At 55.9% G+C, this 22,436-nt stretch carries 14 protein-coding genes, 3 tRNA genes, 3 rRNA genes and 1 riboswitch; of the genes, 5 read left to right on the top strand and 15 right to left on the bottom strand.

Going from position 1 to position 22,436, the window contains the following annotated elements:
- Positions 1–12: 12 nt before the first annotated feature.
- On the bottom strand, positions 13–351 hold the full coding sequence (locus GQR96_RS00590) for a MaoP family protein (protein ID WP_004886877.1): 339 nt from the start codon (positions 349–351) through the stop codon (positions 13–15).
- Between the two features lie 118 nt (positions 352–469).
- On the opposite strand from GQR96_RS00590, the gene hdfR reads away from it, so the two are divergent.
- Positions 470–1,291, top strand: coding sequence for an HTH-type transcriptional regulator HdfR (hdfR, locus tag GQR96_RS00585; RefSeq protein WP_004886879.1), 822 nt, complete (start codon positions 470–472; stop codon positions 1,289–1,291).
- Positions 1,292–1,399: 108 nt separating this feature from the next.
- Here hdfR and GQR96_RS00580 read toward each other — a convergent pair.
- From GQR96_RS00580 to btuB, 8 genes are all read right to left on the bottom strand, one after another.
- Positions 1,400–1,475: transfer RNA gene (locus tag GQR96_RS00580), tRNA-Trp, on the bottom strand.
- Between the two features lie 53 nt (positions 1,476–1,528).
- A tRNA-Asp gene (locus GQR96_RS00575) sits at positions 1,529–1,605 on the bottom strand.
- A gap of 57 nt (positions 1,606–1,662) precedes the next feature.
- Positions 1,663–1,778, bottom strand: a 5S ribosomal RNA gene (gene rrf / locus GQR96_RS00570).
- A gap of 96 nt (positions 1,779–1,874) precedes the next feature.
- Positions 1,875–4,776: ribosomal RNA gene (locus GQR96_RS00565) — 23S ribosomal RNA — on the bottom strand.
- 193 nt (positions 4,777–4,969) lie between these two features.
- A tRNA-Glu gene (locus GQR96_RS00560) sits at positions 4,970–5,045 on the bottom strand.
- Between the two features lie 85 nt (positions 5,046–5,130).
- Positions 5,131–6,670, bottom strand: a 16S ribosomal RNA gene (locus tag GQR96_RS00555).
- The 16S, 23S and 5S rRNA genes sit together here with 3 tRNA genes alongside, the layout of an rRNA operon.
- A gap of 396 nt (positions 6,671–7,066) precedes the next feature.
- Positions 7,067–7,918, bottom strand: coding sequence for a glutamate racemase (murI, locus tag GQR96_RS00550; RefSeq protein ID WP_023291541.1), 852 nt, complete (start codon positions 7,916–7,918; stop codon positions 7,067–7,069).
- A complete protein-coding gene (btuB, locus tag GQR96_RS00545; protein WP_023319435.1) occupies positions 7,863–9,701 on the bottom strand; it encodes a TonB-dependent vitamin B12 receptor BtuB in 1,839 nt (612 codons plus the stop codon). Before btuB ends, murI begins: the two co-directional genes overlap by 56 nt.
- 64 nt (positions 9,702–9,765) lie before the next feature.
- Positions 9,766–9,953: riboswitch (cobalamin riboswitch) on the bottom strand.
- Positions 9,954–10,067: 114 nt separating this feature from the next.
- Here btuB and trmA point away from each other — a divergent pair.
- Positions 10,068–11,168, top strand: coding sequence for a tRNA (uridine(54)-C5)-methyltransferase TrmA (gene trmA, locus GQR96_RS00540; protein WP_004203692.1), 1,101 nt, complete (start codon positions 10,068–10,070; stop codon positions 11,166–11,168).
- A 50-nt stretch (positions 11,169–11,218) separates the two neighbouring features.
- On the opposite strand, the gene GQR96_RS00535 is transcribed toward trmA, so the two are convergent.
- Positions 11,219–11,578 carry a YijD family membrane protein gene (locus tag GQR96_RS00535; protein WP_004203691.1) on the bottom strand — a complete coding sequence of 120 codons (360 nt, stop codon included), beginning with the start codon at positions 11,576–11,578 and terminating at the stop codon, positions 11,219–11,221.
- A gap of 15 nt (positions 11,579–11,593) precedes the next feature.
- Positions 11,594–12,229 carry an HTH-type transcriptional repressor FabR gene (fabR, locus tag GQR96_RS00530; protein WP_004151856.1) on the bottom strand — a complete coding sequence of 212 codons (636 nt, stop codon included), beginning with the start codon at positions 12,227–12,229 and terminating at the stop codon, positions 11,594–11,596.
- A gap of 196 nt (positions 12,230–12,425) precedes the next feature.
- Here fabR and sthA point away from each other — a divergent pair, with 196 nt between their 5' ends.
- The gene (gene sthA / locus GQR96_RS00525) at positions 12,426–13,826 is read left to right on the top strand and encodes a Si-specific NAD(P)(+) transhydrogenase (RefSeq protein ID WP_002883016.1); all 1,401 of its coding nucleotides are present in this window, start codon (positions 12,426–12,428) and stop codon (positions 13,824–13,826) included.
- Here the strand turns inward: sthA and oxyR are convergent.
- The 4 genes from oxyR to argC form a co-directional block, all read right to left on the bottom strand.
- Positions 13,809–14,726, bottom strand: coding sequence for a DNA-binding transcriptional regulator OxyR (gene oxyR, locus GQR96_RS00520; RefSeq protein WP_002883015.1), 918 nt, complete (start codon positions 14,724–14,726; stop codon positions 13,809–13,811). The genes sthA and oxyR overlap by 18 nt on opposite strands.
- Before the next feature lie 262 nt (positions 14,727–14,988).
- Positions 14,989–16,362: an argininosuccinate lyase gene (gene argH, locus GQR96_RS00515; protein WP_004203690.1), complete on the bottom strand. Its 1,374-nt coding sequence runs from the start codon at positions 16,360–16,362 to the stop codon at positions 14,989–14,991.
- A gap of 99 nt (positions 16,363–16,461) precedes the next feature.
- Positions 16,462–17,238: an acetylglutamate kinase gene (gene argB / locus GQR96_RS00510; RefSeq protein ID WP_087833757.1), complete on the bottom strand. Its 777-nt coding sequence runs from the start codon at positions 17,236–17,238 to the stop codon at positions 16,462–16,464.
- A 6-nt stretch (positions 17,239–17,244) separates the two neighbouring features.
- The gene (gene argC / locus GQR96_RS00505) at positions 17,245–18,249 is read right to left on the bottom strand and encodes an N-acetyl-gamma-glutamyl-phosphate reductase (protein WP_048293960.1); all 1,005 of its coding nucleotides are present in this window, start codon (positions 18,247–18,249) and stop codon (positions 17,245–17,247) included.
- Positions 18,250–18,362: 113 nt separating this feature from the next.
- Here argC and argE point away from each other — a divergent pair, with 113 nt between their 5' ends.
- Together argE and ppc are read left to right on the top strand one after the other, a co-directional pair.
- On the top strand, positions 18,363–19,514 hold the full coding sequence (gene argE / locus GQR96_RS00500) for an acetylornithine deacetylase (protein WP_004203688.1): 1,152 nt from the start codon (positions 18,363–18,365) through the stop codon (positions 19,512–19,514).
- Between the two features lie 258 nt (positions 19,515–19,772).
- On the top strand, positions 19,773–22,424 hold the full coding sequence (ppc, locus tag GQR96_RS00495; RefSeq protein ID WP_017899812.1) for a phosphoenolpyruvate carboxylase: 2,652 nt from the start codon (positions 19,773–19,775) through the stop codon (positions 22,422–22,424).
- Positions 22,425–22,436: the final 12 nt, after the last annotated feature.

Genomic DNA, 22,436 nt, shown 5'->3' with positions numbered 1-22,436 from the left:
CGCCCTTTTTTCTTAGTCATCGCTTTCGGTGTAATCGTCAGCGCCTTCCATCTGCGGTTTGCCGCCGGAAAGAGTATGGAAACGCTTCGGCCGCTTGATGCGCGCCATATACTTAATCCATACGCGTTCTGCTTCCGTTACCGGCTCACGCTCACCACGGCACACCGAGACAAACTGTTTTTCATCATCGGTAACAGGTTCGCGTTTACCCAGTTCCAGTTCGTTAAAGGCATAACCATGACGTTCCAGCAGTTGCGCCTCTTTGATGGTGAAATCACCGTGACGGGAGAACCCGCGTGGATAATTTTTATTGTCGAAAAAACGATTAGTCGTCGTAAAGCTTTCCGCCATCCTACACGCTCCTGATTCTTTGGCCGAGCTATTTATGGCGCGGAGTATTAGTTACGCTTGACAGAGCGTCAAACAAAACATTTAAATCATCACGACAAATAATTTTGTGGAGAACGGTGTGGATACGGAATTGCTCAAGACTTTCCTGGAAGTGAGCAGAACTCGTCACTTTGGGCGAGCAGCAGAGGCGCTTTACCTGACGCAGTCAGCGGTCAGCTTTCGTATTCGTCAGCTGGAAAATCAACTTGGTGTGAACCTGTTCACCCGACATCGTAATAACATTCGCCTGACGACCGCCGGAGAAAAGCTCCTGCCCTACGCCGAAACGCTAATGAATACCTGGCAGGCTGCGCGCAAGGAGGTCGCACACTCTTCGCGACATAATGAATTCTCCATCGGGGCCAGCGCCTCGCTGTGGGAATGCATGCTTAACGGCTGGCTCGGCACCCTCTACAGCGCACCTTACAATCTCCAGTTTGAAGCGCGTATCGCGCAGCGGCAGTCGCTGGTTAAACAGCTTCACGAACGCCAGTTGGATCTGCTGATCACCACCGAATCGCCGAAGATGGATGAATTAAGCAGCCAGCTGTTGGGTAATTTTACTCTTGCCCTGTATTGCACATCGCCTGCAAAAAACAGAAATGAATTGAACTACTTGCGCCTTGAATGGGGGCCCGATTTTCAGCAAAACGAAGTGGGTCTGATAGGAAGCGATGATGTTCCGCTGCTCACTACCTCTTCAGCTGAACTGATCTATCAGCAATTATCGCGTCTGAGCGGCTGCTGTTGGCTACCTGTTCGCTGGGCGAAAGAGAAGCATGGGTTACATACGGTCATGGACAGCGCTACGCTGTCCCGCCCACTCTATGCGATCTGGTTACAAAATAGCGATAAGCAGGCGCAGATCCACGAGATCCTGAAAAGCCCTATCCTGGAATAAGCGGTACTCTCCATGGACGGAGAGGAGCAAGGTATTTTGAATAGGGATATTGCAGATGGATAGTAGAGATAAAAAAAATCCTTTGCCTGAGCAAAGGATTCTTATAAATGGCAGGGGCGGAGAGACTCGAACTCCCAACACCCGGTTTTGGAGACCGGTGCTCTACCAATTGAACTACGCCCCTAAAGCTTTCTTACCACTAAGCCTGCTATCTGAGCAGGCTTAATGTTAAATAAGTGGCGGAACGGACGGGACTCGAACCCGCGACCCCCTGCGTGACAGGCAGGTATTCTAACCGACTGAACTACCGCTCCACCGAATTTTTTCGCTTTATGACCACCGGTTGTCACCCCGGCTTACTGCAATTTGATGCCTGGCAGTTCCCTACTCTCACATGGGGAGACCCCACACTACCATCGGCGCTACGGCGTTTCACTTCTGAGTTCGGCATGGGGTCAGGTGGGACCACCGCGCTAGTGCCGCCAGGCAAATTCTGTTTTATCAACACGTCCTGCGGACGCATCGACTAATCTGTATCAGCTGAAAATCTTCTCTCAAATCGCCAAAACATCTTCGGCGTTGTAAGGTTAAGCCTCACGGTTCATTAGTACCGGTTAGCTCAACGCATCGCTGCGCTTACACACCCGGCCTATCAACGTCATCGTCTTTAACGTTCCTTCAGGAGACTTAAAGTCTCAGGGAGAACTCATCTCGGGGCAAGTTTCGTGCTTAGATGCTTTCAGCACTTATCTCTTCCGCATTTAGCTACCGGGCAGTGCCATTGGCATGACAACCCGAACACCAGTGATGCGTCCACTCCGGTCCTCTCGTACTAGGAGCAGCCCCCCTCAATTCTCCAGCGCCCACGGCAGATAGGGACCGAACTGTCTCACGACGTTCTAAACCCAGCTCGCGTACCACTTTAAATGGCGAACAGCCATACCCTTGGGACCTACTTCAGCCCCAGGATGTGATGAGCCGACATCGAGGTGCCAAACACCGCCGTCGATATGAACTCTTGGGCGGTATCAGCCTGTTATCCCCGGAGTACCTTTTATCCGTTGAGCGATGGCCCTTCCATTCAGAACCACCGGATCACTAAGACCTGCTTTCGCACCTGCTCGAGCCGTCACTCTCGCAGTCAAGCTAGCTTATGCCTTTGCACTAACCTCCTGATGTCCGACCAGGATTAGCTAACCTTCGTGCTCCTCCGTTACTCTTTGGGAGGAGACCGCCCCAGTCAAACTACCCACCAGACACTGTCCGCAACCCGGATTACGGGCCCACGTTAGAACACCAGCCATTAAAGGGTGGTATTTCAAGGATGGCTCCATGCAGACTGGCGTCCACACTTCAAAGCCTCCCACCTATCCTACACATCAAGGACCAGTGTTCAGTGTCAAGCTATAGTAAAGGTTCACGGGGTCTTTCCGTCTTGCCGCGGGTACACTGCATCTTCACAGCGAGTTCAATTTCACTGAGTCTCGGGTGGAGACAGCCTGGCCATCATTACGCCATTCGTGCAGGTCGGAACTTACCCGACAAGGAATTTCGCTACCTTAGGACCGTTATAGTTACGGCCGCCGTTTACCGGGGCTTCGATCAAGAGCTTCTCCTTACGGATAACCCCATCAATTAACCTTCCGGCACCGGGCAGGCGTCACACCGTATACGTCCACTTTCGTGTTTGCACAGTGCTGTGTTTTTAATAAACAGTTGCAGCCAGCTGGTATCTTCGACTGGTCTCAGCTCCACCCGCAGGGGCTTCACCTACACACCAGCGTGCCTTCTCCCGAAGTTACGGCACCATTTTGCCTAGTTCCTTCACCCGAGTTCTCTCAAGCGCCTTGGTATTCTCTACCTGACCACCTGTGTCGGTTTGGGGTACGATTTCGTGTTACCTGATGCTTAGAGGCTTTTCCTGGAAGCAGGGCATTTGTTACTTCAGCACCGTAGTGCCTCGTCATCACACCTCAGCCTTGATTATCCGGATTTGCCTGGATAACCAGCCTACATGCTTAAACCGGGACAACCGTCGCCCGGCTAACATAGCCTTCTCCGTCCCCCCTTCGCAGTAACACCAAGTACAGGAATATTAACCTGTTTCCCATCGACTACGCCTTTCGGCCTCGCCTTAGGGGTCGACTCACCCTGCCCCGATTAACGTTGGACAGGAACCCTTGGTCTTCCGGCGAGCGGGCTTTTCACCCGCTTTATCGTTACTTATGTCAGCATTCGCACTTCTGATACCTCCAGCAACCCTCACAGGTCACCTTCGCAGGCTTACAGAACGCTCCCCTACCCAACAACACATAGTGTCGCTGCCGCAGCTTCGGTGCATGGTTTAGCCCCGTTACATCTTCCGCGCAGGCCGACTCGACCAGTGAGCTATTACGCTTTCTTTAAATGATGGCTGCTTCTAAGCCAACATCCTGGCTGTCTGTGCCTTCCCACATCGTTTCCCACTTAACCATGACTTTGGGACCTTAGCTGGCGGTCTGGGTTGTTTCCCTCTTCACGACGGACGTTAGCACCCGCCGTGTGTCTCCCGTGATAACATTCTTCGGTATTCGTAGTTTGCATCGGGTTGGTAAGTCGGGATGACCCCCTAGCCGAAACAGTGCTCTACCCCCGAAGATGAGTTCACGAGGCGCTACCTAAATAGCTTTCGGGGAGAACCAGCTATCTCCCGGTTTGATTGGCCTTTCACCCCCAGCCACAAGTCATCCGCTAATTTTTCAACATTAGTCGGTTCGGTCCTCCAGTTAGTGTTACCCAACCTTCAACCTGCCCATGGCTAGATCACCGGGTTTCGGGTCTATACCCTGCAACTTAACGCCCAGTTAAGACTCGGTTTCCCTGCGGCTCCCCTATACGGTTAACCTTGCTACAGAATATAAGTCGCTGACCCATTATACAAAAGGTACGCAGTCACACCCGAAGGTGCTCCCACTGCTTGTACGTACACGGTTTCAGGTTCTTTTTCACTCCCCTCGCCGGGGTTCTTTTCGCCTTTCCCTCACGGTACTGGTTCACTATCGGTCAGTCAGGAGTATTTAGCCTTGGAGGATGGTCCCCCCATATTCAGACAGGATACCACGTGTCCCGCCCTACTCATCGAGCTCACAGCATGTGCATTTTTGTGTACGGGGCTGTCACCCTGTATCGCGCGCCTTTCCAGACGCTTCCACTAACACACACACTGATTCAGGCTCTGGGCTCCTCCCCGTTCGCTCGCCGCTACTGGGGGAATCTCGGTTGATTTCTTTTCCTCGGGGTACTTAGATGTTTCAGTTCCCCCGGTTCGCCTCATTAACCTATGGATTCAGTTAATGATAGTGTGTCGAAACACACTGGGTTTCCCCATTCGGAAATCGCCGGTTATAACGGTTCATATCACCTCACCGACGCTTATCGCAGATTAGCACGTCCTTCATCGCCTCTGACTGCCAGGGCATCCACCGTGTACGCTTAGTCGCTTAACCTCACAACCCGAAGATGTTTCTTGCGATCCATCATCGTGTTGCGAAAATTTGAGAGACTCACGAACAACTCTCGTTGTTCAGTGTTTCAATTTTCAGCTTGATCCAGATTTTTAAAGAGCAAATATCTCAAACATCACCCGAAGATGAGTTTTGAGATATTAAGGCAGGTGACTTTCACTCACAAACCAGCAAGTGGCGTCCCCTAGGGGATTCGAACCCCTGTTACCGCCGTGAAAGGGCGGTGTCCTGGGCCTCTAGACGAAGGGGACGTATCAGTCTGCTTCGCAAGACGCCTTGCTTTTCACTTTCTATCAGACAATCTGTGTGAGCACTTCAAAGTACGCTTCTTTAAGGTAAGGAGGTGATCCAACCGCAGGTTCCCCTACGGTTACCTTGTTACGACTTCACCCCAGTCATGAATCACAAAGTGGTAAGCGCCCTCCCGAAGGTTAAGCTACCTACTTCTTTTGCAACCCACTCCCATGGTGTGACGGGCGGTGTGTACAAGGCCCGGGAACGTATTCACCGTAGCATTCTGATCTACGATTACTAGCGATTCCGACTTCATGGAGTCGAGTTGCAGACTCCAATCCGGACTACGACATACTTTATGAGGTCCGCTTGCTCTCGCGAGGTCGCTTCTCTTTGTATATGCCATTGTAGCACGTGTGTAGCCCTGGTCGTAAGGGCCATGATGACTTGACGTCATCCCCACCTTCCTCCAGTTTATCACTGGCAGTCTCCTTTGAGTTCCCGGCCTAACCGCTGGCAACAAAGGATAAGGGTTGCGCTCGTTGCGGGACTTAACCCAACATTTCACAACACGAGCTGACGACAGCCATGCAGCACCTGTCTCACAGTTCCCGAAGGCACCAAGCCATCTCTGGCAAGTTCTGTGGATGTCAAGACCAGGTAAGGTTCTTCGCGTTGCATCGAATTAAACCACATGCTCCACCGCTTGTGCGGGCCCCCGTCAATTCATTTGAGTTTTAACCTTGCGGCCGTACTCCCCAGGCGGTCGATTTAACGCGTTAGCTCCGGAAGCCACGCCTCAAGGGCACAACCTCCAAATCGACATCGTTTACGGCGTGGACTACCAGGGTATCTAATCCTGTTTGCTCCCCACGCTTTCGCACCTGAGCGTCAGTCTTTGTCCAGGGGGCCGCCTTCGCCACCGGTATTCCTCCAGATCTCTACGCATTTCACCGCTACACCTGGAATTCTACCCCCCTCTACAAGACTCTAGCCTGCCAGTTTCGAATGCAGTTCCCAGGTTGAGCCCGGGGATTTCACATCCGACTTGACAGACCGCCTGCGTGCGCTTTACGCCCAGTAATTCCGATTAACGCTTGCACCCTCCGTATTACCGCGGCTGCTGGCACGGAGTTAGCCGGTGCTTCTTCTGCGGGTAACGTCAATCGACAAGGTTATTAACCTTATCGCCTTCCTCCCCGCTGAAAGTACTTTACAACCCGAAGGCCTTCTTCATACACGCGGCATGGCTGCATCAGGCTTGCGCCCATTGTGCAATATTCCCCACTGCTGCCTCCCGTAGGAGTCTGGACCGTGTCTCAGTTCCAGTGTGGCTGGTCATCCTCTCAGACCAGCTAGGGATCGTCGCCTAGGTGAGCCGTTACCCCACCTACTAGCTAATCCCATCTGGGCACATCTGATGGCATGAGGCCCGAAGGTCCCCCACTTTGGTCTTGCGACGTTATGCGGTATTAGCTACCGTTTCCAGTAGTTATCCCCCTCCATCAGGCAGTTTCCCAGACATTACTCACCCGTCCGCCGCTCGTCACCCGAGAGCAAGCTCTCTGTGCTACCGCTCGACTTGCATGTGTTAGGCCTGCCGCCAGCGTTCAATCTGAGCCATGATCAAACTCTTCAATTTAAGTTTGATGCTCAAAGAATTAAACTTCGTAATGAATTACGTGTTCACTCTTGAGACTTGGTATTCATTTTTCGTCCGAGGACGTTAAGAATCCATGTCACTTTGAGTGCCCACACAGATTGTCTGATAAATTGTTAAAGAGCAGTTGCAACGCGGCTTTCAGCTCACCGTTGCGAGGTCCCGTATAATACGTTTTCCTCATTCAGAGTCAAGCCCTTATTTTGCTTTTCTCTGTCGGTTTTCAGCGCTGAACTTCATCGCCGAAACCCTGCTGACCCGGCGGCTCGCTTGCCGTTGTTCCGTGTCAGTGGAGGCGCATTATAGGGAGTTCTGAGACGTTGACAAGCCCTGTTTTCAAAAAATTATTCAACCGTCTCTTTTTTGTGCAAAACGCCGTTAAAGCGGTAATTTTTCCAGCGTCGAGAAGCCATAGCGATGCAAAACGGGTAAAAGTTGTTCCGTTTCTGCCGTCAACGCCATGCAGAATGCTTTATTCTCGTCGCTGGACTTCGCATCCGGCGCTTCATGCTCTAACAGCCAGGCGGTGCGACGGGCAATCGCCGCGCCGGAATCAATCAGCCGCGTGCCTTCCGGCAGAACGCGCTGCAGCTCCTCCTGTAAAAGAGGAAAATGGGTGCAGCCCAGCACCACCGTATCCGGCGGCTCCTGCATCCGCAGCCACGGGCGCAGGATACGGCGCAGCTCTTCTAACGGCACAGGCTCGCCGTGCAGCTTCGCTTCCGCCAGCTCCACCAGCTCCGCCGACCCCAGCATCTCAATCCGACATTCATTGGCAAAGCGGTCGATCAGCTCACGGGTATAAGGACGCTTTACGGTACCGCGCGTCGCCAGCAGACCAACAATGCCGTTCGCCGTTAAGCGGGCGGCGGGCTTGATCGCCGGCACCACGCCAACAACGGGGAAGGCGAACTTTTCACGCAGGGCAGGCAGGGAGACGGTACTGGCGGTATTGCAGGCGATCACCGCCAGCGCCAGGGGATAACGCTGCTGGACAGCAGTGACGATTTCCACAACGCGCTCAACGATAAACTCCTCGCTCTTCTCGCCATAGGGGAAGGCAACGTTATCGAAAGCATAGATGTAATGCAGATTCGGCAGCAGCTGCCGAATCTCATTATAAACCGACAACCCACCGACGCCGGAATCAAACACCAGCACGGTGGGACGTGGATCAGAAGGTGTAGCTGCCAGACAAGGTGTATTCCCGTCCTGCAGATTGGTAGCCATAAACTGTCTCGTAATCTTTATCGAACAGGTTGGCTATTTTACCACGAACTGTCAGGTGTGAGGTGACGGGATACGATAAACCGACATCCCAGAGGCTCAACCCACCCATATTGACGGTACGCGAATTGTCGTAATCATAATCGTAGCGCTTGCCGATGTAGTGATACGTCACATCCCAACCCAGATCGTAGACCTGGCCGTTCAGCTCGTATTTCACCTGCTGCTTCGCCCGGCGATAGAGGATCTTGTTAGTTTCATCATCGCGAGGGTCAACATACTGCAGCGTCAGATGGTGCTCCACCGGCCCTGTGGTGACATTTCCCGTCCACTCCAGCCCCTTGATCGTCGCCGACTTGACGTTGTAATAGGCGTTGTTGTCGTAATCGATGAGGTTTTGAATCTCATAGCGATACGCGGAGAGACGCCAGTCGACCGGCCCCGTTAACCCTTCAAGGCCCGCTTCCCATTGCTTCGACTCCTCTGGCTTCAGGTTCGGGTTAGAGGCGATGCCAAAGCGTTCTGCGCCGTACTGCTGCCCGAGGGAGGGGGCGAGGAATCCTGTGCCGTACGAGAGCGTTGTCCGATAACCGTCGATAAATTCCCAGCCTGCCGCCGTCTGCCAGGTACCGTGCCAGCCAAACTGCTCGTCATGATCCTCACGGCCGGAAGCTTCCAGCGTCACGCTGTCAATCTGCTGCTGGCCCGTCAGATAAAGACCGGTGGTATCGCGCTTATACACGTCGGTATTGGTCGTTCCGCTGGATTTCAGCTTCTCCTGTTTCCAGTCTACGCCGCCGCTCACCGCGCCATGGCCCACCACAACATTATTTCCCCACTGGATATAGCGCTGTTCCATATCATCCAGGGTGGTGCCCGCGGCATAGCGGCCAGCGTCGCTGCTGTAGTTGTAATCTTTAATACGCTGATAGTTCGCAATCAGCTGGGAGGAGTAAATTCCGGAGTGGTAGTGCAGACCGGTATCCCAGGATTGGGTATAGGACTGATCTTCATCGTTTCCACCTGCGTAGCCCCAGTTACCCTGGTCATAGTCAGCATTGGCGGAATAACCATAGCCGCGGAAGAATCCCGAGAAGTTATCATCGAACTGATGCTGTACCCCGCCCCACAGCATTTTATTGCGGTAGCCGTCGCGATCGCTGTCGCCGCTATAAGAGGAGTTCGGCTGGACGTTAAATCCTTTGGTGGTCTGATAGGCGCCGGCAGCGGTAACCAGCGTATCGCCAAACCGCTTGTTGAAGGCGCCATCATAGGACTGATAGCCGTTCGTTCCCGCGCCGGCGTTGATCTGCGAACGCTCAGCGTCGGTCATGGTGATAATGTTCACCACCCCGCCGATCGCTCCGGAGCCATACACCGCGGAGCGCGGGCCGCGGATATATTCCACCCGCTGGACCAGAGAGATAGGGATCTGACTGATATCCACGCCGTTGGAGATCCCCGGACGCGCCATCGGCACACCGTCGATCAGCACCAGCACGTGGCGAGCCTCCGTCCCCCGAACATACAGCGAAGCGCTCTGCCCCATGCCGCCGTTGCGGGCAATATCGACCCCGGGAAGACGACGCATGACATCGTTTAAATCTTTGGACTGCCAGCGATCGATGTCATCACGCGTCACTATATCGGTCGGCGCCAGCACGGTATTGACCGGCTGTTGAAAACGGTTTGCTGTCACCACCAACGTATCTGAATTGCTATCCTGCGCCCAGCCGGAAAATGCCGTGACGGATAAGGCCGTCATCAGCGAAGCTTTTTTAATCATTGTAAAAGCATCCGAAACAGAAAAAGGATGCCGCAGGTTTTATCAGTTGCTCGCGACGACAAAACCCAGTGCGACGTATTCCGGCAGGTCTTCGGGCTTGGAGGCTGTTTCAAGAAATAATGACTTCCCACGGCTAACCGCAGTGTCTGCACCGAGTGCGCTCATTTCTCACCTTCCTTACCGCTGCGCGTCAGCCCCAGATTTCCACTGGGTTCCCTTTTAACTCACAGGACCGGTAGGCGAATGCTACAATCAGAATCATATAGATGTCCAGACTGCTAATTATATTTCCCGCGGCATTCGAGGCTGGACATCCCCGGCGCTTTCCCTACAATCCCCGCGTACTTATTTTATTCAGGATACATCATGACCCCCGAACACCTTCCTACCGAACAATACGAAGCGCAGCTGGCAGAAAAAGTCGTCCGTTTGCAAACCATGATGGCGCCTTTTGCCGCGCCGGTTCCGGAAGTGTTTCGTTCGCCGGTCAGCCACTACCGTATGCGCGCCGAGTTCCGTCTATGGCACGATGGCGACGACCTGTACCATATTATTTTCGATCAGCAGACCCGGTCGCGGATTCGCGTTGACAGCTTCCCGGCCGCCAGCGCGCTGATCAATCAGCTGATGACCGCCATGCTGGAGGGCGTACGCAACAATCCCGTGCTGCGCCATAAGCTGTTCCAGATTGACTATCTGACCACCCTCAGCAATCAGGCGGTCGTCTCGCTGCTGTATCATAAAAAACTCGATGATGCCTGGCGTGAGCAAGCGGAGGCGCTGCGTGACGCCCTGCGAGCCCAGGGGCTCAATGTGCATCTGATTGGTCGGGCGACCAAAACTAAAATCGAGCTCGATCAGGATTATATAGATGAACGTCTGCCGGTTGGCGGTCGGGAGATGATCTACCGTCAGGTGGAAAACAGCTTTACCCAACCGAACGCGGCAATGAACATTCAAATGCTGGAGTGGGCGCTGGATGTCACCAAAGGAGCGACCGGCGACCTGCTGGAATTGTACTGCGGCAACGGTAACTTCTCGCTGGCGCTGGCGCGTAATTTCGATCGCGTCCTGGCCACCGAAATCGCCAAACCGTCGGTGGCGGCGGCGCAGTACAACATAGCCGCCAACCATATCGACAACGTGCAGATTATCCGCATGGCGGCGGAAGAGTTTACTCAGGCGATGAACGGCGTGCGTGAGTTTAACCGGCTGCAGGGTATCGATCTGCAAAGCTATCAGTGCGAGACGATTTTCGTTGATCCGCCGCGTAGCGGGCTGGACAGTGAAACGGAAAAAATGGTGCAGGCCTATCCGCGTATTCTGTACATTTCGTGCAACCCGGAAACGCTGTGCCGCAATCTGGAAACGCTAAGCCAGACGCATAATGTTACCCGGCTGGCGCTGTTCGACCAGTTCCCGTATACCCATCACATGGAATGCGGCGTGCTGTTGACCCGGAAATAGGCCAAAAAAAACCGGCAACGTCATATTGCCGGTTTTTTATCACTGGCGGCTTATTCGGCTGCCGTATTTTTGCGGTTACGCATCTTGTAGCCGATCCAGAAGACCATCGCGACGGACAGAACGGCCGGGAAGAAGTTAGAGCCGATATCAGGGTACTCCGCACGCACGACGGTGCTGTACAACAGCACCCCGAGAATAAAAAAGGCGGCGGCGAGGCCCGGTAGCCCAACGGGCATACTGCGATTCTGATAGCGCTGATGCAGACAGTAGACCGTCAGCAGCAGGGATAAGATGGGGAAGACGGAAAACGGAACTATCGAACTGAACAGCGCCGCAAAGGCGCCATTAATAGATAACCCGGCAATCAGCGCCAGCAGCAGCGTACCTTTATCTTGAACTGAGTGTTTCATTGCTCGTCCTTCACGTTATTCGGAATGATGTGACATTTTTTCTTGTTCACGGCGATACCAGTAATACGCGCCTTTAGAGATCATTCTGAGCTGCAGTACCAACCGTTCTTCCAGCTGTCGGCGCTGTTCAGGGCCGACATCCAGCGCTTCCGCGCCAGCGCTAAAAACGATGGTGACCATAGCTTCAGCCTGCGCTTCGGTAAAGGCGCGCGGCATATGGTTTTCGAGTTCTAAATAGTCGGCGAGTTCCGCAATAAAGTGCTGGATCTCGCGTGCGACGGCGGCGCGAAACGCCGCAGAAGTTCCCGAGCGCTCGCGCAGCAGCAGGCGGAAGGCGTTCGGGTTGTTACCGATAAACTCCATAAAGGTCGAGACCGAGGTGCGGATCACGCTGCCGCCTTTGGCAATCCGCTGGCGCGCCTGGCGCATCAGCTGGCGCAGCATCAGTCCGCTCTCATCGACCATCGTCAGGCCTAACTCATCGACATCGCGAAAATGACGATAAAAGGACGTCGGCGCGATCCCTGCTTCCCGCGCCACTTCACGCAAGCTCAGACTGGCGAAACTCCGCTCAGCGCTAAGTTGGCTGAATGCCGCTTCCACCAGCGAACGGCGGGTTTTTTCTTTTTGTTGTGCTCTTACGCCCATCACGATGTATGAATCCTTCCAATAGCCCTGCTGGCACTATACCAGAGATTAAAACTAATCGGTTTGCCCTGGATTGTGAATGATTGTTTACGAGCCGTTTCTGCTTTTATGCCGCAAAAAAGCACAACGATAATTGGGTTAAAGCGCAGCGAATGTTATCATCGTGTTTATTTTATGTATAAAACAGGTGAGTAATGCCATGTCACACTCTTGGGATTATGATGCAATAGTGATTGGTTCCGGTCCTGGCGGCGAAGGCGCCGCCATGGGACTGGTGAAACAGGGAGCACGCGTTGCCGTCATCGAGCGCTACCATAATGTCGGCGGCGGTTGCACCCACTGGGGCACCATCCCGTCGAAAGCCCTCCGCCATGCCGTCAGCCGTATTATCGAGTTTAACCAAAACCCCCTCTACAGCGACCACTCCCGCCTTCTTCGCTCTTCTTTCGCCGACATCCTTAACCATGCCGACAGCGTCATCAACCAGCAGACTCATATGCGCCAGGGATTCTATGAGCGCAACCACTGTGAAATTCTGCAGGGCAATGCCCACTTCGTTGATGAGCATACTCTGGCGCTGGAGTGTCATGACGGCACGGTTGAGACGGTGACCGCGGAGAAATTCGTTATCGCCTGCGGATCTCGCCCCTACCATCCGGCGGATGTCGATTTCCACCACCCGCGCATCTATGACAGCGATTCGATTCTCAGCCTGCAGCATGAGCCGCGCCATGTGATCATTTACGGCGCCGGGGTAATCGGTTGTGAATATGCGTCGATCTTCCGCGGCATGGAGGTGAAGGTCGATCTGATCAACACCCGCGATCGTCTGCTGGCCTTCCTCGATCAGGAGATGTCAGATTCGCTCTCTTATCACTTCTGGAACAGCGGCGTGGTCATTCGCCACAACGAGGAGTATGAGAAAATTGAGGGGGTGGATGACGGGGTGATCATGCACCTGAAGTCCGGCAAAAAACTGAAAGCCGATTGCCTGCTGTACGCCAACGGCCGCACCGGCAATACCGACACTCTGGCGCTGGAAAACATCGGTCTGCAGACCGACAGCCGCGGTCAGCTGAAGGTCAACAGCATGTATCAGACCGCCCTTCCGCACATCTATGCGGTTGGGGATGTCATCGGCTATCCGAGCCTCGCCTCCGCGGCGTACGATCAGGGACGCATTGCCGCCCAGGCGCTGGTGAAAGGCGAAGCCTCAGCGCATCTGATTGAAGATATCCCGACCGGGATCTACACCATTCCGGAAATCAGCTCCGTCGGGAAAACCGAGCAGCAGCTGACGGCGATGAAAGTGCCGTATGAGGTGGGTCGCGCTCAGTTTAAACACCTGGCGCGGGCGCAAATCGTTGGCATGAGCGTGGGAACCCTGAAGATCCTGTTCCATCGGGAGACCAAGGAGATCCTCGGCATTCACTGCTTTGGCGAACGCGCAGCCGAAATCATTCACATCGGCCAGGCGATCATGGAGCAGAAAGGTGGTGGTAACACCATTGAGTACTTCGTCAACACCACCTTTAACTACCCGACCATGGCGGAAGCGTACCGGGTTGCCGCGCTGAACGGCTTAAACCGCCTGTTTTAACGCCTTGTCGAAATGGCCATCCATCGTGCCGCGGATGGCCTCCGCCAGATGTTCGTAGCGGCTGCGCAGCGGTGAGCCCGGACGGTAAACCAGACCGATGGTGCGTCTTGGCTCTGGCTTAATGCACGGCAGGTAGACCACGCCATCGCGTTTTCTTTCCTGAGGCACCGCCAGCGCAGGCAGCAGGGTAATACCGCTGCCTGCCGCTACCATATTGCGCAGCGTTTCCAGGCTGGTCGCGCGGAAGTGGGTATCCTCATCCGCCCCCGCTTCAAAGCAGAAGCCCATCGCCTGATCGCGCAGGCAGTGCCCATCCTCCAGCATCAGCAGCTTTTCACCGGCCAGATCCGACATCGGCACCCGATCGCGGTTTGCCCACGGATGATCCTCATAGATAGCCAGCATCATCGGCTCATCGAACAGCGGCACCTCGATAAAGGCCTCGCTCTCTTTGACCAGCGCCAGGATGGCGCAGTCGAGCTTACCGCTGTCGAGCTGAGCCAGCAGCTGATGGGTCTGCGCTTCGTGCAGATACATTTCCAGCTTCGGGAAGGTCTGATGCAGCATCGGAATGATGTGCGGCAGCAGGTACGGGCCAATTGTCGGGATCAGGCCGATATGCAGCGGCCCGGACATGGTTTCCCCTTGTTGGCTTGCCATCTCCTTGAGCACTTTTACTTCGCGTAACACGGTACGCGCCTGATCCACCAGCAACAGCCCCGCCTGGGTAAACAGAACCTTACGGCTGGTGCGCTCCAGCAGCATGACGCCAAGCTCATCCTCCAGCTTGCGGATCTGTCCGCTGAGCGTCGGTTGGCTCACATGGCATGAGTCAGCCGCCCGCCGGAAGTGGCGGTGTTCGGCGAGCGCTACCAGGTATTCAAGATCGCGAATATTCATTATTCATCCTCCATCGCCACGATAGTCCATGGCGATAGATAGCATAGCAACGAACGATTATCCCTATCAAGTTTTCTGTTCAATAATACACCCATAAAGACGGTGAACCTCTGAAAACCACTGGCCCGTCACACTGTTTCTCTACCCGAACAACTAAAGCCAACGTGAACTTTTGCGGACCTTGCGTCCGCTTTTTTTTTTTGCATAAAAAACCCGGCGTCGCTGGGCTCGGCCGGGTCAGGGGGGGGCAGATATCTAAGGATTAGCTCAGACGGGCCTTCGCCTCGCCGATAGCCTGCGCCACCTGCTGCGGCGAGACGCCGCCTTTTGCCGCGCGTTTATCCAGGCAGGACTGCAGCGACAGGATCGGATAAACATCGTCCGCAATCACCGGGCTGAATTTCTGCAGATCGGCCAGGGCCAGCGCTTCCAGCGGTTTCCCTTGCGCAATGGCTTCCACCACCGCTTCACCGACAATATGGTGCGCCTCGCGGAACGGTACGCCTTTCGCCACCAGATAATCCGCCAGCTCCGTGGCGTTGGCATAGCCCTGCTGCGCCGCTTCCGCACAGCGCGGACGTTTTACCTGGATGCCATCCAGCACCAGGGTCGCCATATGCAGGCAGTCGAGCCAGGTATCCAGGGCGTCGAAAAGCCCCTCTTTATCTTCCTGCATATCTTTGTTGTAGGCCAGCGGCAGCCCTTTCAGGGTCATCATCATGCCGGTCAGCGCGCCCTGCACGCGACCGCATTTGCCACGGATAAGCTCCAGGGCGTCCGGGTTTTTCTTTTGCGGCATCAGCGAGGAGCCTGAGGTTACGCGGTCGGAAAGCTCGACGAAATTCGCCTCGCCGGAGTTAAAGAAAATCAGATCTTCCGCAAAGCGCGACAGATGCACCATGCCGATAGAGGCATCGGAAAGCAACTCCAGAACATGGTCACGGTCGGACACGCTGTCGAGGCTGTTTCGGGTGGCGGAGGCAAAGCCCAGCCACCCGGCCAGCTGCTCGCGGTCGATCTCATACGCCGTTCCCGCCAGCGCGCCGCAGCCCAGCGGGCTAACGTCGAGGCGCTTCAGCGCGTCCTGCAGGCGGCTTTCGTCGCGCGCCAGCATTTCGACATAGGCCAGACACCAGTGCGCGAACGTCACCGGTTGGGCGCGCTGCAGGTGGGTGTACCCCGGCATCACCGCGTCCTGGTTCTGCTGGGCCGTCTCCACCAGCGCGCTCTGCAGCTGGCGGTTCGCCGACAGCAATTCGACAACGGTATCTTTGCACCACAGTTTAAGATCGGTAGCGACCTGGTCGTTACGGCTGCGGCCGGTATGCAGTTTCTTGCCCAACTGGCCCACTTTGTCGATCAGTTTGCCTTCCACCCAGCTGTGAATATCTTCGGCATCGCTGGCGAGGATTTGCTGCGGATTGGCGCGCACCTCTTCCAGTAGCACGTTCAGCGCTTCTTCCAGCTGCTGCTGTTCAGCGGCACTCAGAACGCCGACCGTTACCAGCGCTTTCGACCAGGCGACAGAGCCAACGATATCCTGCTCCGCCAGACGATAGTCGAAGCGCAACGAGTCGTTGAACTGTTTAAACCGTTGATCTGCTGCCTGTGTAAAACGCCCGCCCCAAAGTGCCATAACATGCTTCCTTTATTCGTTAGTTCCGCCGGCGGCATTGTGCCGCTCGGCCTACGGTCTTGTAAGCCCGGCAGACGACGCGCCGCCGGGCATGAAATCTTAAGCCAGAATACGTGTGCCGATCGGCGTGCCGTTAAATAACGCCGGCAGCTGCTCGGCGTGACGCCAGGAGGCGATATCCACCGGACGACCCAGAGCACGTGCGGCGTCAAGGGCCGCATTCACTTTAACAATCATGCCGTCGGTGATAATCCCCTGCTCGATCAGCTGTTCCGCTTTCTCGGCGGTCATCTCGGCAATGCGCTGCCCTTTACCGTCGAGGATACCGCTAACGTCAGACAGCAGGATCAGATCCGCCCCCAGGGTGGCCGCCAGCGCCGTCGCCGCCTGGTCAGCGTTGACGTTCATCAGCTGGCCTTCATCGGTCACGCCGATAGAGCTCACCACCGGCAGGTAACCGCCGGCCAACAGGGTGTTGATCAGTGCCGGGGAGCCCGGCTGCGCCAGCCCGACATGGCCCAGCTCAGCATCCAGCTGCGTCACCTTCACGCTATCGCCATCGCCGAGGAACAGGCCGACAGAGGCCAGACCGTGCTTTTTCGCCCACGCCAGCAGCGTCTTGTTGGCGGTACCCGCCAGCGCGCCGGTGATGATGTCGATTTGCTCAGCCGGCGTAACGCGCAGGCCATTTTTCTTCTGCACCGGCAGGTTGAGCTGCTTCATCAGCTCATCCACCACGCAGCCGCCGCCGTGGACGATAATCAGCGGACGCTGGTGCGCTTCACGGTAGTTAACCAGCGCGGTAAACAGGCGCTCCAGCGCTTCTTCGCTATCGAGTAATACGCCGCCAAGTTTGATAATTAATGGGTTCATCATCACACCTTAAATAAGAGACTGCGTCTCAGCGAAGCCGAAACGAATATTCGCACACTGCACCGCCTGCGCTGCGGCGCCTTTCAGCAGGTTATCCTCTGCCGCGACGACGATGAGATGATCGTCCTGCACGGCAAAACCGATATCACAGAATGGCAGGCCTTCGACGCTTTTCAAAGCGGGCACGCCTTTATCATATAAACGTACCAGTGGTTTATCGGCGTAAGCCTGCTGGTAAACCGCCGCGATCTGCGCATGGCCGACGCCCGGCTTCAGACGGCAGGTAATGGTTTCCAGAATGCCGCGCTTAAAATTACCCAGGTGCGGGGTAAAAATTACCTTTGCCCCGAGGTGGCTGGCAATCTCCGGCTGATGGCGATGGTTAAATATGCCGTACGGCTGCAGGCTGACTTCACAGAAGCTGTTGCCGATCGCGGCTTTGCGTCCCGCGCCGCTCACCCCGCTGGTGGCGTTGATCACTGGCCACTGGTTGAGATCCAGCAGACCGGCATCGATCAGCGGCTTCAGCGACAGCTGCGCCGCCGTTGGGTAGCAGCCAGGCACCGCGATTAACTGCGCTTCTTTAAGCGCATCCGCGCTCCACTCCGCCAGACCATACACCGCCTGTTTGAGCAGGTCGGGATGCTGATGAGTGAAACCATAATATTTTTCGTAGAACGCCCCATCGTTAACGCGGAAGGCACCGGAGAGATCGAACACCACGCAGCCGGCGGCAAGGAACTGCGGCGCCAGATCGTGACTCACTTCGTGCGCGGTGGCGAGAAACACCACGTCCACGCCAGCGCTGAATTCGCTGATATCGGACATCGGCTGCAGCGGCATATCGACAATGCCTTTGAGCTGCGGATGCAGGTCGGAAATTAATTTTCCCGCATCATTGCTTTGCGCGGAGACCGTCAAAGCGGTTATGTTCATATGCGGATGACGATTGATATAGGTCACCAGCTCTGCGCCGGCATAACCACTGGCACCCACAATCAGCGTATTTAACATTGGAAGCGCATCTCCTTACATTCGATGGGTTTTCTTACGCTCAACGATATTGTATTTTTATTCACAATAAATGCATGAATATTGATACTATCACGACCCAAGGTGTGTCAACAATGAAAAACAATTTACCGCCCTTTATCGAGATCTACCGCGCGTTGATCGCCACACCGTCCATCAGCGCGACCGAAGAGGCTCTCGATCAAAGCAATGAGTCTTTAATCAATTTGCTGGCCGGCTGGTTCCGCGATCTCGGCTTCAACGTCGAGGTACAGCCAGTGCCGGATACGCGCCATAAATTCAATCTGCTGGCCAGCACCGGACACGGCGCCGGCGGCCTGCTGCTCGCAGGGCATACCGATACCGTGCCGTTCGATGATGGCCGCTGGACGCGCGACCCGTTCACCCTCACCGAACACGATAACAAGCTCTACGGCCTCGGCACGGCCGATATGAAAGGCTTTTTCGCCTTTATTCTCGACGCCCTGCGCGATGTCGACGTCACCACGCTGAAAAAACCGCTGTATATTCTGGCCACCGCCGACGAAGAGACCAGCATGGCTGGCGCGCGCTATTTTGCCGAAACCACCCAGCTGCGCCCGGACTGCGCCATCATCGGCGAGCCCACCTCCCTGCAGCCAATCCGCGCCCATAAAGGACATATGTCCAACGCGATCCGTATTCAGGGCCAGTCCGGACACTCCAGCGATCCGGCGCGCGGGGTCAACGCGATCGAGCTGATGCACGACGCCATCGGCCGGATTATGCAGCTGCGCGATCTGCTAAAAGAACGCTACCACTTCGAGGCGTTCACGGTCCCTTACCCGACCCTCAACCTCGGCGCCATCCATGGCGGCGATGCCTCAAACCGTATCTGCGCCTGCTGTGAACTGCATATGGACATCCGCCCGCTGCCGGGGATGACCCTCAACGACCTTAATGGTCTGCTGGGCGAGGCGCTGGCCCCGGTCAGCGAACGCTGGCCAGGCCGCCTGACGGTCTCGGAGCTGCATCCGCCGATCCCCGGCTATGAGTGCCCACCGGACCATAAGCTGGTGCAGGTGGTTGAGAAACTGCTTGGCGCCCAGACCGACGTGGTGAACTACTGTACCGAAGCGCCGTTTATCCAGACGCTGTGCCCAACGCTGGTTCTCGGCCCGGGCTCGATCAACCAGGCCCATCAGCCTGACGAGTTTCTGGAGACGCGCTTTATCAAACCGACGCGGGAGCTAATTAGCCAGGTGGTCCACCACTTCTGCTGGCACTAAAATCGCCCTCTTTTTCCGCCCCGTTCTCCCGGGGCGGAACGGTGACGATCGTCACATTTCCATAAGCGATGCTTATCCAGCGCCCCCTGAGTTAAATTTCGCAAATTACGGGTATTTACTCGTTTGCTGAAGCGATTTCGCAGTAATTGACGTGGGGGTATTTACGTGGCTTTATAAAAGACGGGTTGCTTATCCGTTGCTCACGTTCCAGCGCAGCGGATATAACAAAATAAAATGAGATGGGGTGTCTGGGGTAACATGAACGAACAATATTCCGCATTGCGTAGTAATGTCAGTATGCTCGGCAAGGTGCTGGGCGATACCATCAAGGATGCACTGGGAGAAAATATTCTTGATCGTGTCGAAACTATCCGTAAGTTGTCCAAATCTTCACGCGCCGGCAACGAAGCTAACCGCCAGGAGCTGCTGACCACGCTGCAGAATTTGTCTAACGACGAACTGCTGCCGGTAGCCCGTGCCTTCAGCCAGTTCCTGAATCTGGCTAACACCGCTGAGCAGTACCACAGCATTTCGCCGAATGGCGAAGCGGCCAGCAATCCGGAAGTCATTGCGCGTACCCTGAGAAAGCTCAAAGACCAACCCAATCTCAACGAAGAGACCATCAAAAAAGCGGTGGAATCTCTTTCCCTGGAGCTGGTGTTAACCGCCCACCCGACCGAGATCACCCGCCGGACGCTGATCCATAAAATGGTGGAGGTGAACAACTGCCTCAAGCAGCTGGATAACAAAGATATCGCGGACTACGAGCACCACCAGCTGATGCGCCGTCTGCGCCAGCTGATCGCCCAGTCCTGGCATACCGATGAAATCCGTAAGCACCGCCCTTCCCCGGTCGATGAAGCCAAATGGGGCTTCGCGGTGGTGGAAAACAGCCTGTGGGAAGGGGTGCCTAACTACCTGCGCGAGCTGAACGAACAGCTGGAAGCCAACCTTGGCTATCAGCTGCCGGTGGACTTCGTCCCGGTGCGTTTCACCTCGTGGATGGGCGGCGACCGCGACGGCAACCCGAACGTGACCGCCGACATCACCCGCCACGTGCTGCTGCTCAGCCGCTGGAAAGCGACCGATCTATTCCTTAAAGATGTGCAGGTGCTGATCTCCGAGCTGTCGATGGTGGAGTGTACCGACGAATTGCGTGCCCTGGCCGGCGCCGAGGGCGCTCAGGAACCGTACCGTTACTTGATGAAAAAACTGCGCACTCAGCTGATGGAAACCCAGGCCTGGCTGGAAGCGCGCCTGAAAGGTCAGAAGCTGCCGAAACCGGCGGGACTGATCACGCAGAACGAGCAGCTGTGGGAGCCGCTGTACGCCTGTTATAAATCGCTGCAGGCCTGCGGCATGGGTATTATCGCCAACGGCGAGCTGCTCGACACCCTACGCCGCGTGAAGTCTTTCGGCGTACCGCTGGTGCGTATTGATATTCGTCAGGAAAGCACTCGCCATACCGAAGCGCTGGGCGAAATGACCCGTTACCTCGGGATCGGCGATTACGAAAGCTGGTCAGAAGCCGACAAACAGGCTTTCCTGATCCGCGAACTGAATTCCAAACGTCCGCTGCTGCCGCGCCAGTGGGAGCCCAGCGAAGAGACCCGCGAAGTTCTCGACACCTGCAGAGTGATCGCCGAGGCGCCGCGCGGATCGATCGCCGCCTACGTGATCTCGATGGCCAAAACGCCGTCCGACGTGCTGGCGGTTCACCTGCTGCTGAAAGAGGCCGGGATTGGATTCGCCCTGCCGGTGGCTCCGCTGTTCGAAACGCTGGACGACCTGAACAACGCCAACGACGTCATGACCCAGTTGCTGAATATCGACTGGTACCGCGGCTTTATCCAGGGCAAACAGATGGTCATGATCGGCTACTCTGATTCCGCGAAAGACGCAGGGGTGATGGCCGCCTCCTGGGCGCAGTACCAGGCGCAGGATGCGTTGATCAAAACCTGTGAGAAAGCCGGGATCGAACTGACGCTGTTCCACGGTCGCGGTGGCTCCATTGGCCGCGGCGGCGCGCCGGCCCACGCCGCGCTCCTCTCACAGCCGCCGGGAAGCCTGAAAGGCGGCCTGCGCGTTACCGAGCAGGGTGAGATGATCCGCTTTAAGTACGGCCTACCGGAAGTCACCATCAGCAGCCTGTCGCTCTATACCAGCGCGATCCTCGAAGCCAACCTGCTGCCGCCGCCGGAACCCAAACCGCAGTGGCGCGACATCATGGCCGAGCTGTCCGACGTGTCGTGCAAGATGTATCGCGGCTATGTGCGTGAAAACAAAGATTTCGTACCTTACTTCCGCTCCGCCACTCCGGAGCAGGAGTTGGGCAAACTGCCGCTGGGTTCGCGTCCGGCAAAACGTCGCCCGACCGGCGGCGTCGAGTCGCTGCGCGCCATTCCGTGGATCTTCGCCTGGACCCAGAACCGCCTGATGCTTCCGGCCTGGCTGGGCGCTGGCGCTGCGCTGCAGAAGGTAGTCGAAGGCGGAAAACAGAGTGAACTGGAAGCGATGTGTCGCGACTGGCCGTTCTTCTCCACCCGCCTCGGCATGCTGGAGATGGTTTACTCGAAGGCCGACCTGTGGCTGGCGGAGTATTACGATCAGCGCCTGGTGAAACCGGAGCTGTGGGCGCTGGGTACCGAGCTGCGCAAGCTGCTGGCTGCCGATATCAACGTCGTGCTGGCCATCGCCAACGACTCCCATCTGATGGCTGACCTGCCGTGGATCGCCGAGTCTATCCAGCTGCGTAATATCTATACCGACCCGCTGAACGTCCTGCAGGCGGAACTGCTGCACCGTTCACGCCAGGCTGAAGAAGAGGGCAAAGACCCGGATCCGCGCGTTGAACAAGCGCTGATGGTCACCATCGCCGGCGTCGCCGCCGGTATGCGTAACACCGGCTAATCGATGTCTTCC

The sequence above is a fragment of the Klebsiella sp. PCX genome (genome assembly GCF_021869705.1).
Taxonomy (GTDB): Bacteria; Pseudomonadota; Gammaproteobacteria; order Enterobacterales; family Enterobacteriaceae; genus Klebsiella; species Klebsiella quasipneumoniae.
The sequence above is the reverse complement of the archived record's forward strand: the minus strand, read 5'-3'. Positions and strand labels throughout refer to the sequence as shown.

Bases quoted from the DNA above. Each gene is read 5' to 3' on its own strand.
- ppc (WP_017899812.1), top strand. From the start codon at position 19,773: ATGAACGAACAATATTCCGCATTGCGTAGTAATGTCAGTATGCTCGGC.
- oxyR (WP_002883015.1), bottom strand. From the start codon at position 14,726: ATGAATATTCGCGATCTTGAATACCTGGTAGCGCTCGCCGAACACCGC.
- sthA (WP_002883016.1), top strand. From the start codon at position 12,426: ATGTCACACTCTTGGGATTATGATGCAATAGTGATTGGTTCCGGTCCT.
- argB (WP_087833757.1), bottom strand. From the start codon at position 17,238: ATGATGAACCCATTAATTATCAAACTTGGCGGCGTATTACTCGATAGC.
- trmA (WP_004203692.1), top strand. From the start codon at position 10,068: ATGACCCCCGAACACCTTCCTACCGAACAATACGAAGCGCAGCTGGCA.
- murI (WP_023291541.1), bottom strand. From the start codon at position 7,918: ATGGCTACCAATCTGCAGGACGGGAATACACCTTGTCTGGCAGCTACA.
- GQR96_RS00535 (WP_004203691.1), bottom strand. From the start codon at position 11,578: ATGAAACACTCAGTTCAAGATAAAGGTACGCTGCTGCTGGCGCTGATT.
- btuB (WP_023319435.1), bottom strand. From the start codon at position 9,701: ATGATTAAAAAAGCTTCGCTGATGACGGCCTTATCCGTCACGGCATTT.
- argE (WP_004203688.1), top strand. From the start codon at position 18,363: ATGAAAAACAATTTACCGCCCTTTATCGAGATCTACCGCGCGTTGATC.
- GQR96_RS00590 (WP_004886877.1), bottom strand. From the start codon at position 351: ATGGCGGAAAGCTTTACGACGACTAATCGTTTTTTCGACAATAAAAAT.
- argH (WP_004203690.1), bottom strand. From the start codon at position 16,362: ATGGCACTTTGGGGCGGGCGTTTTACACAGGCAGCAGATCAACGGTTT.
- argC (WP_048293960.1), bottom strand. From the start codon at position 18,249: ATGTTAAATACGCTGATTGTGGGTGCCAGTGGTTATGCCGGCGCAGAG.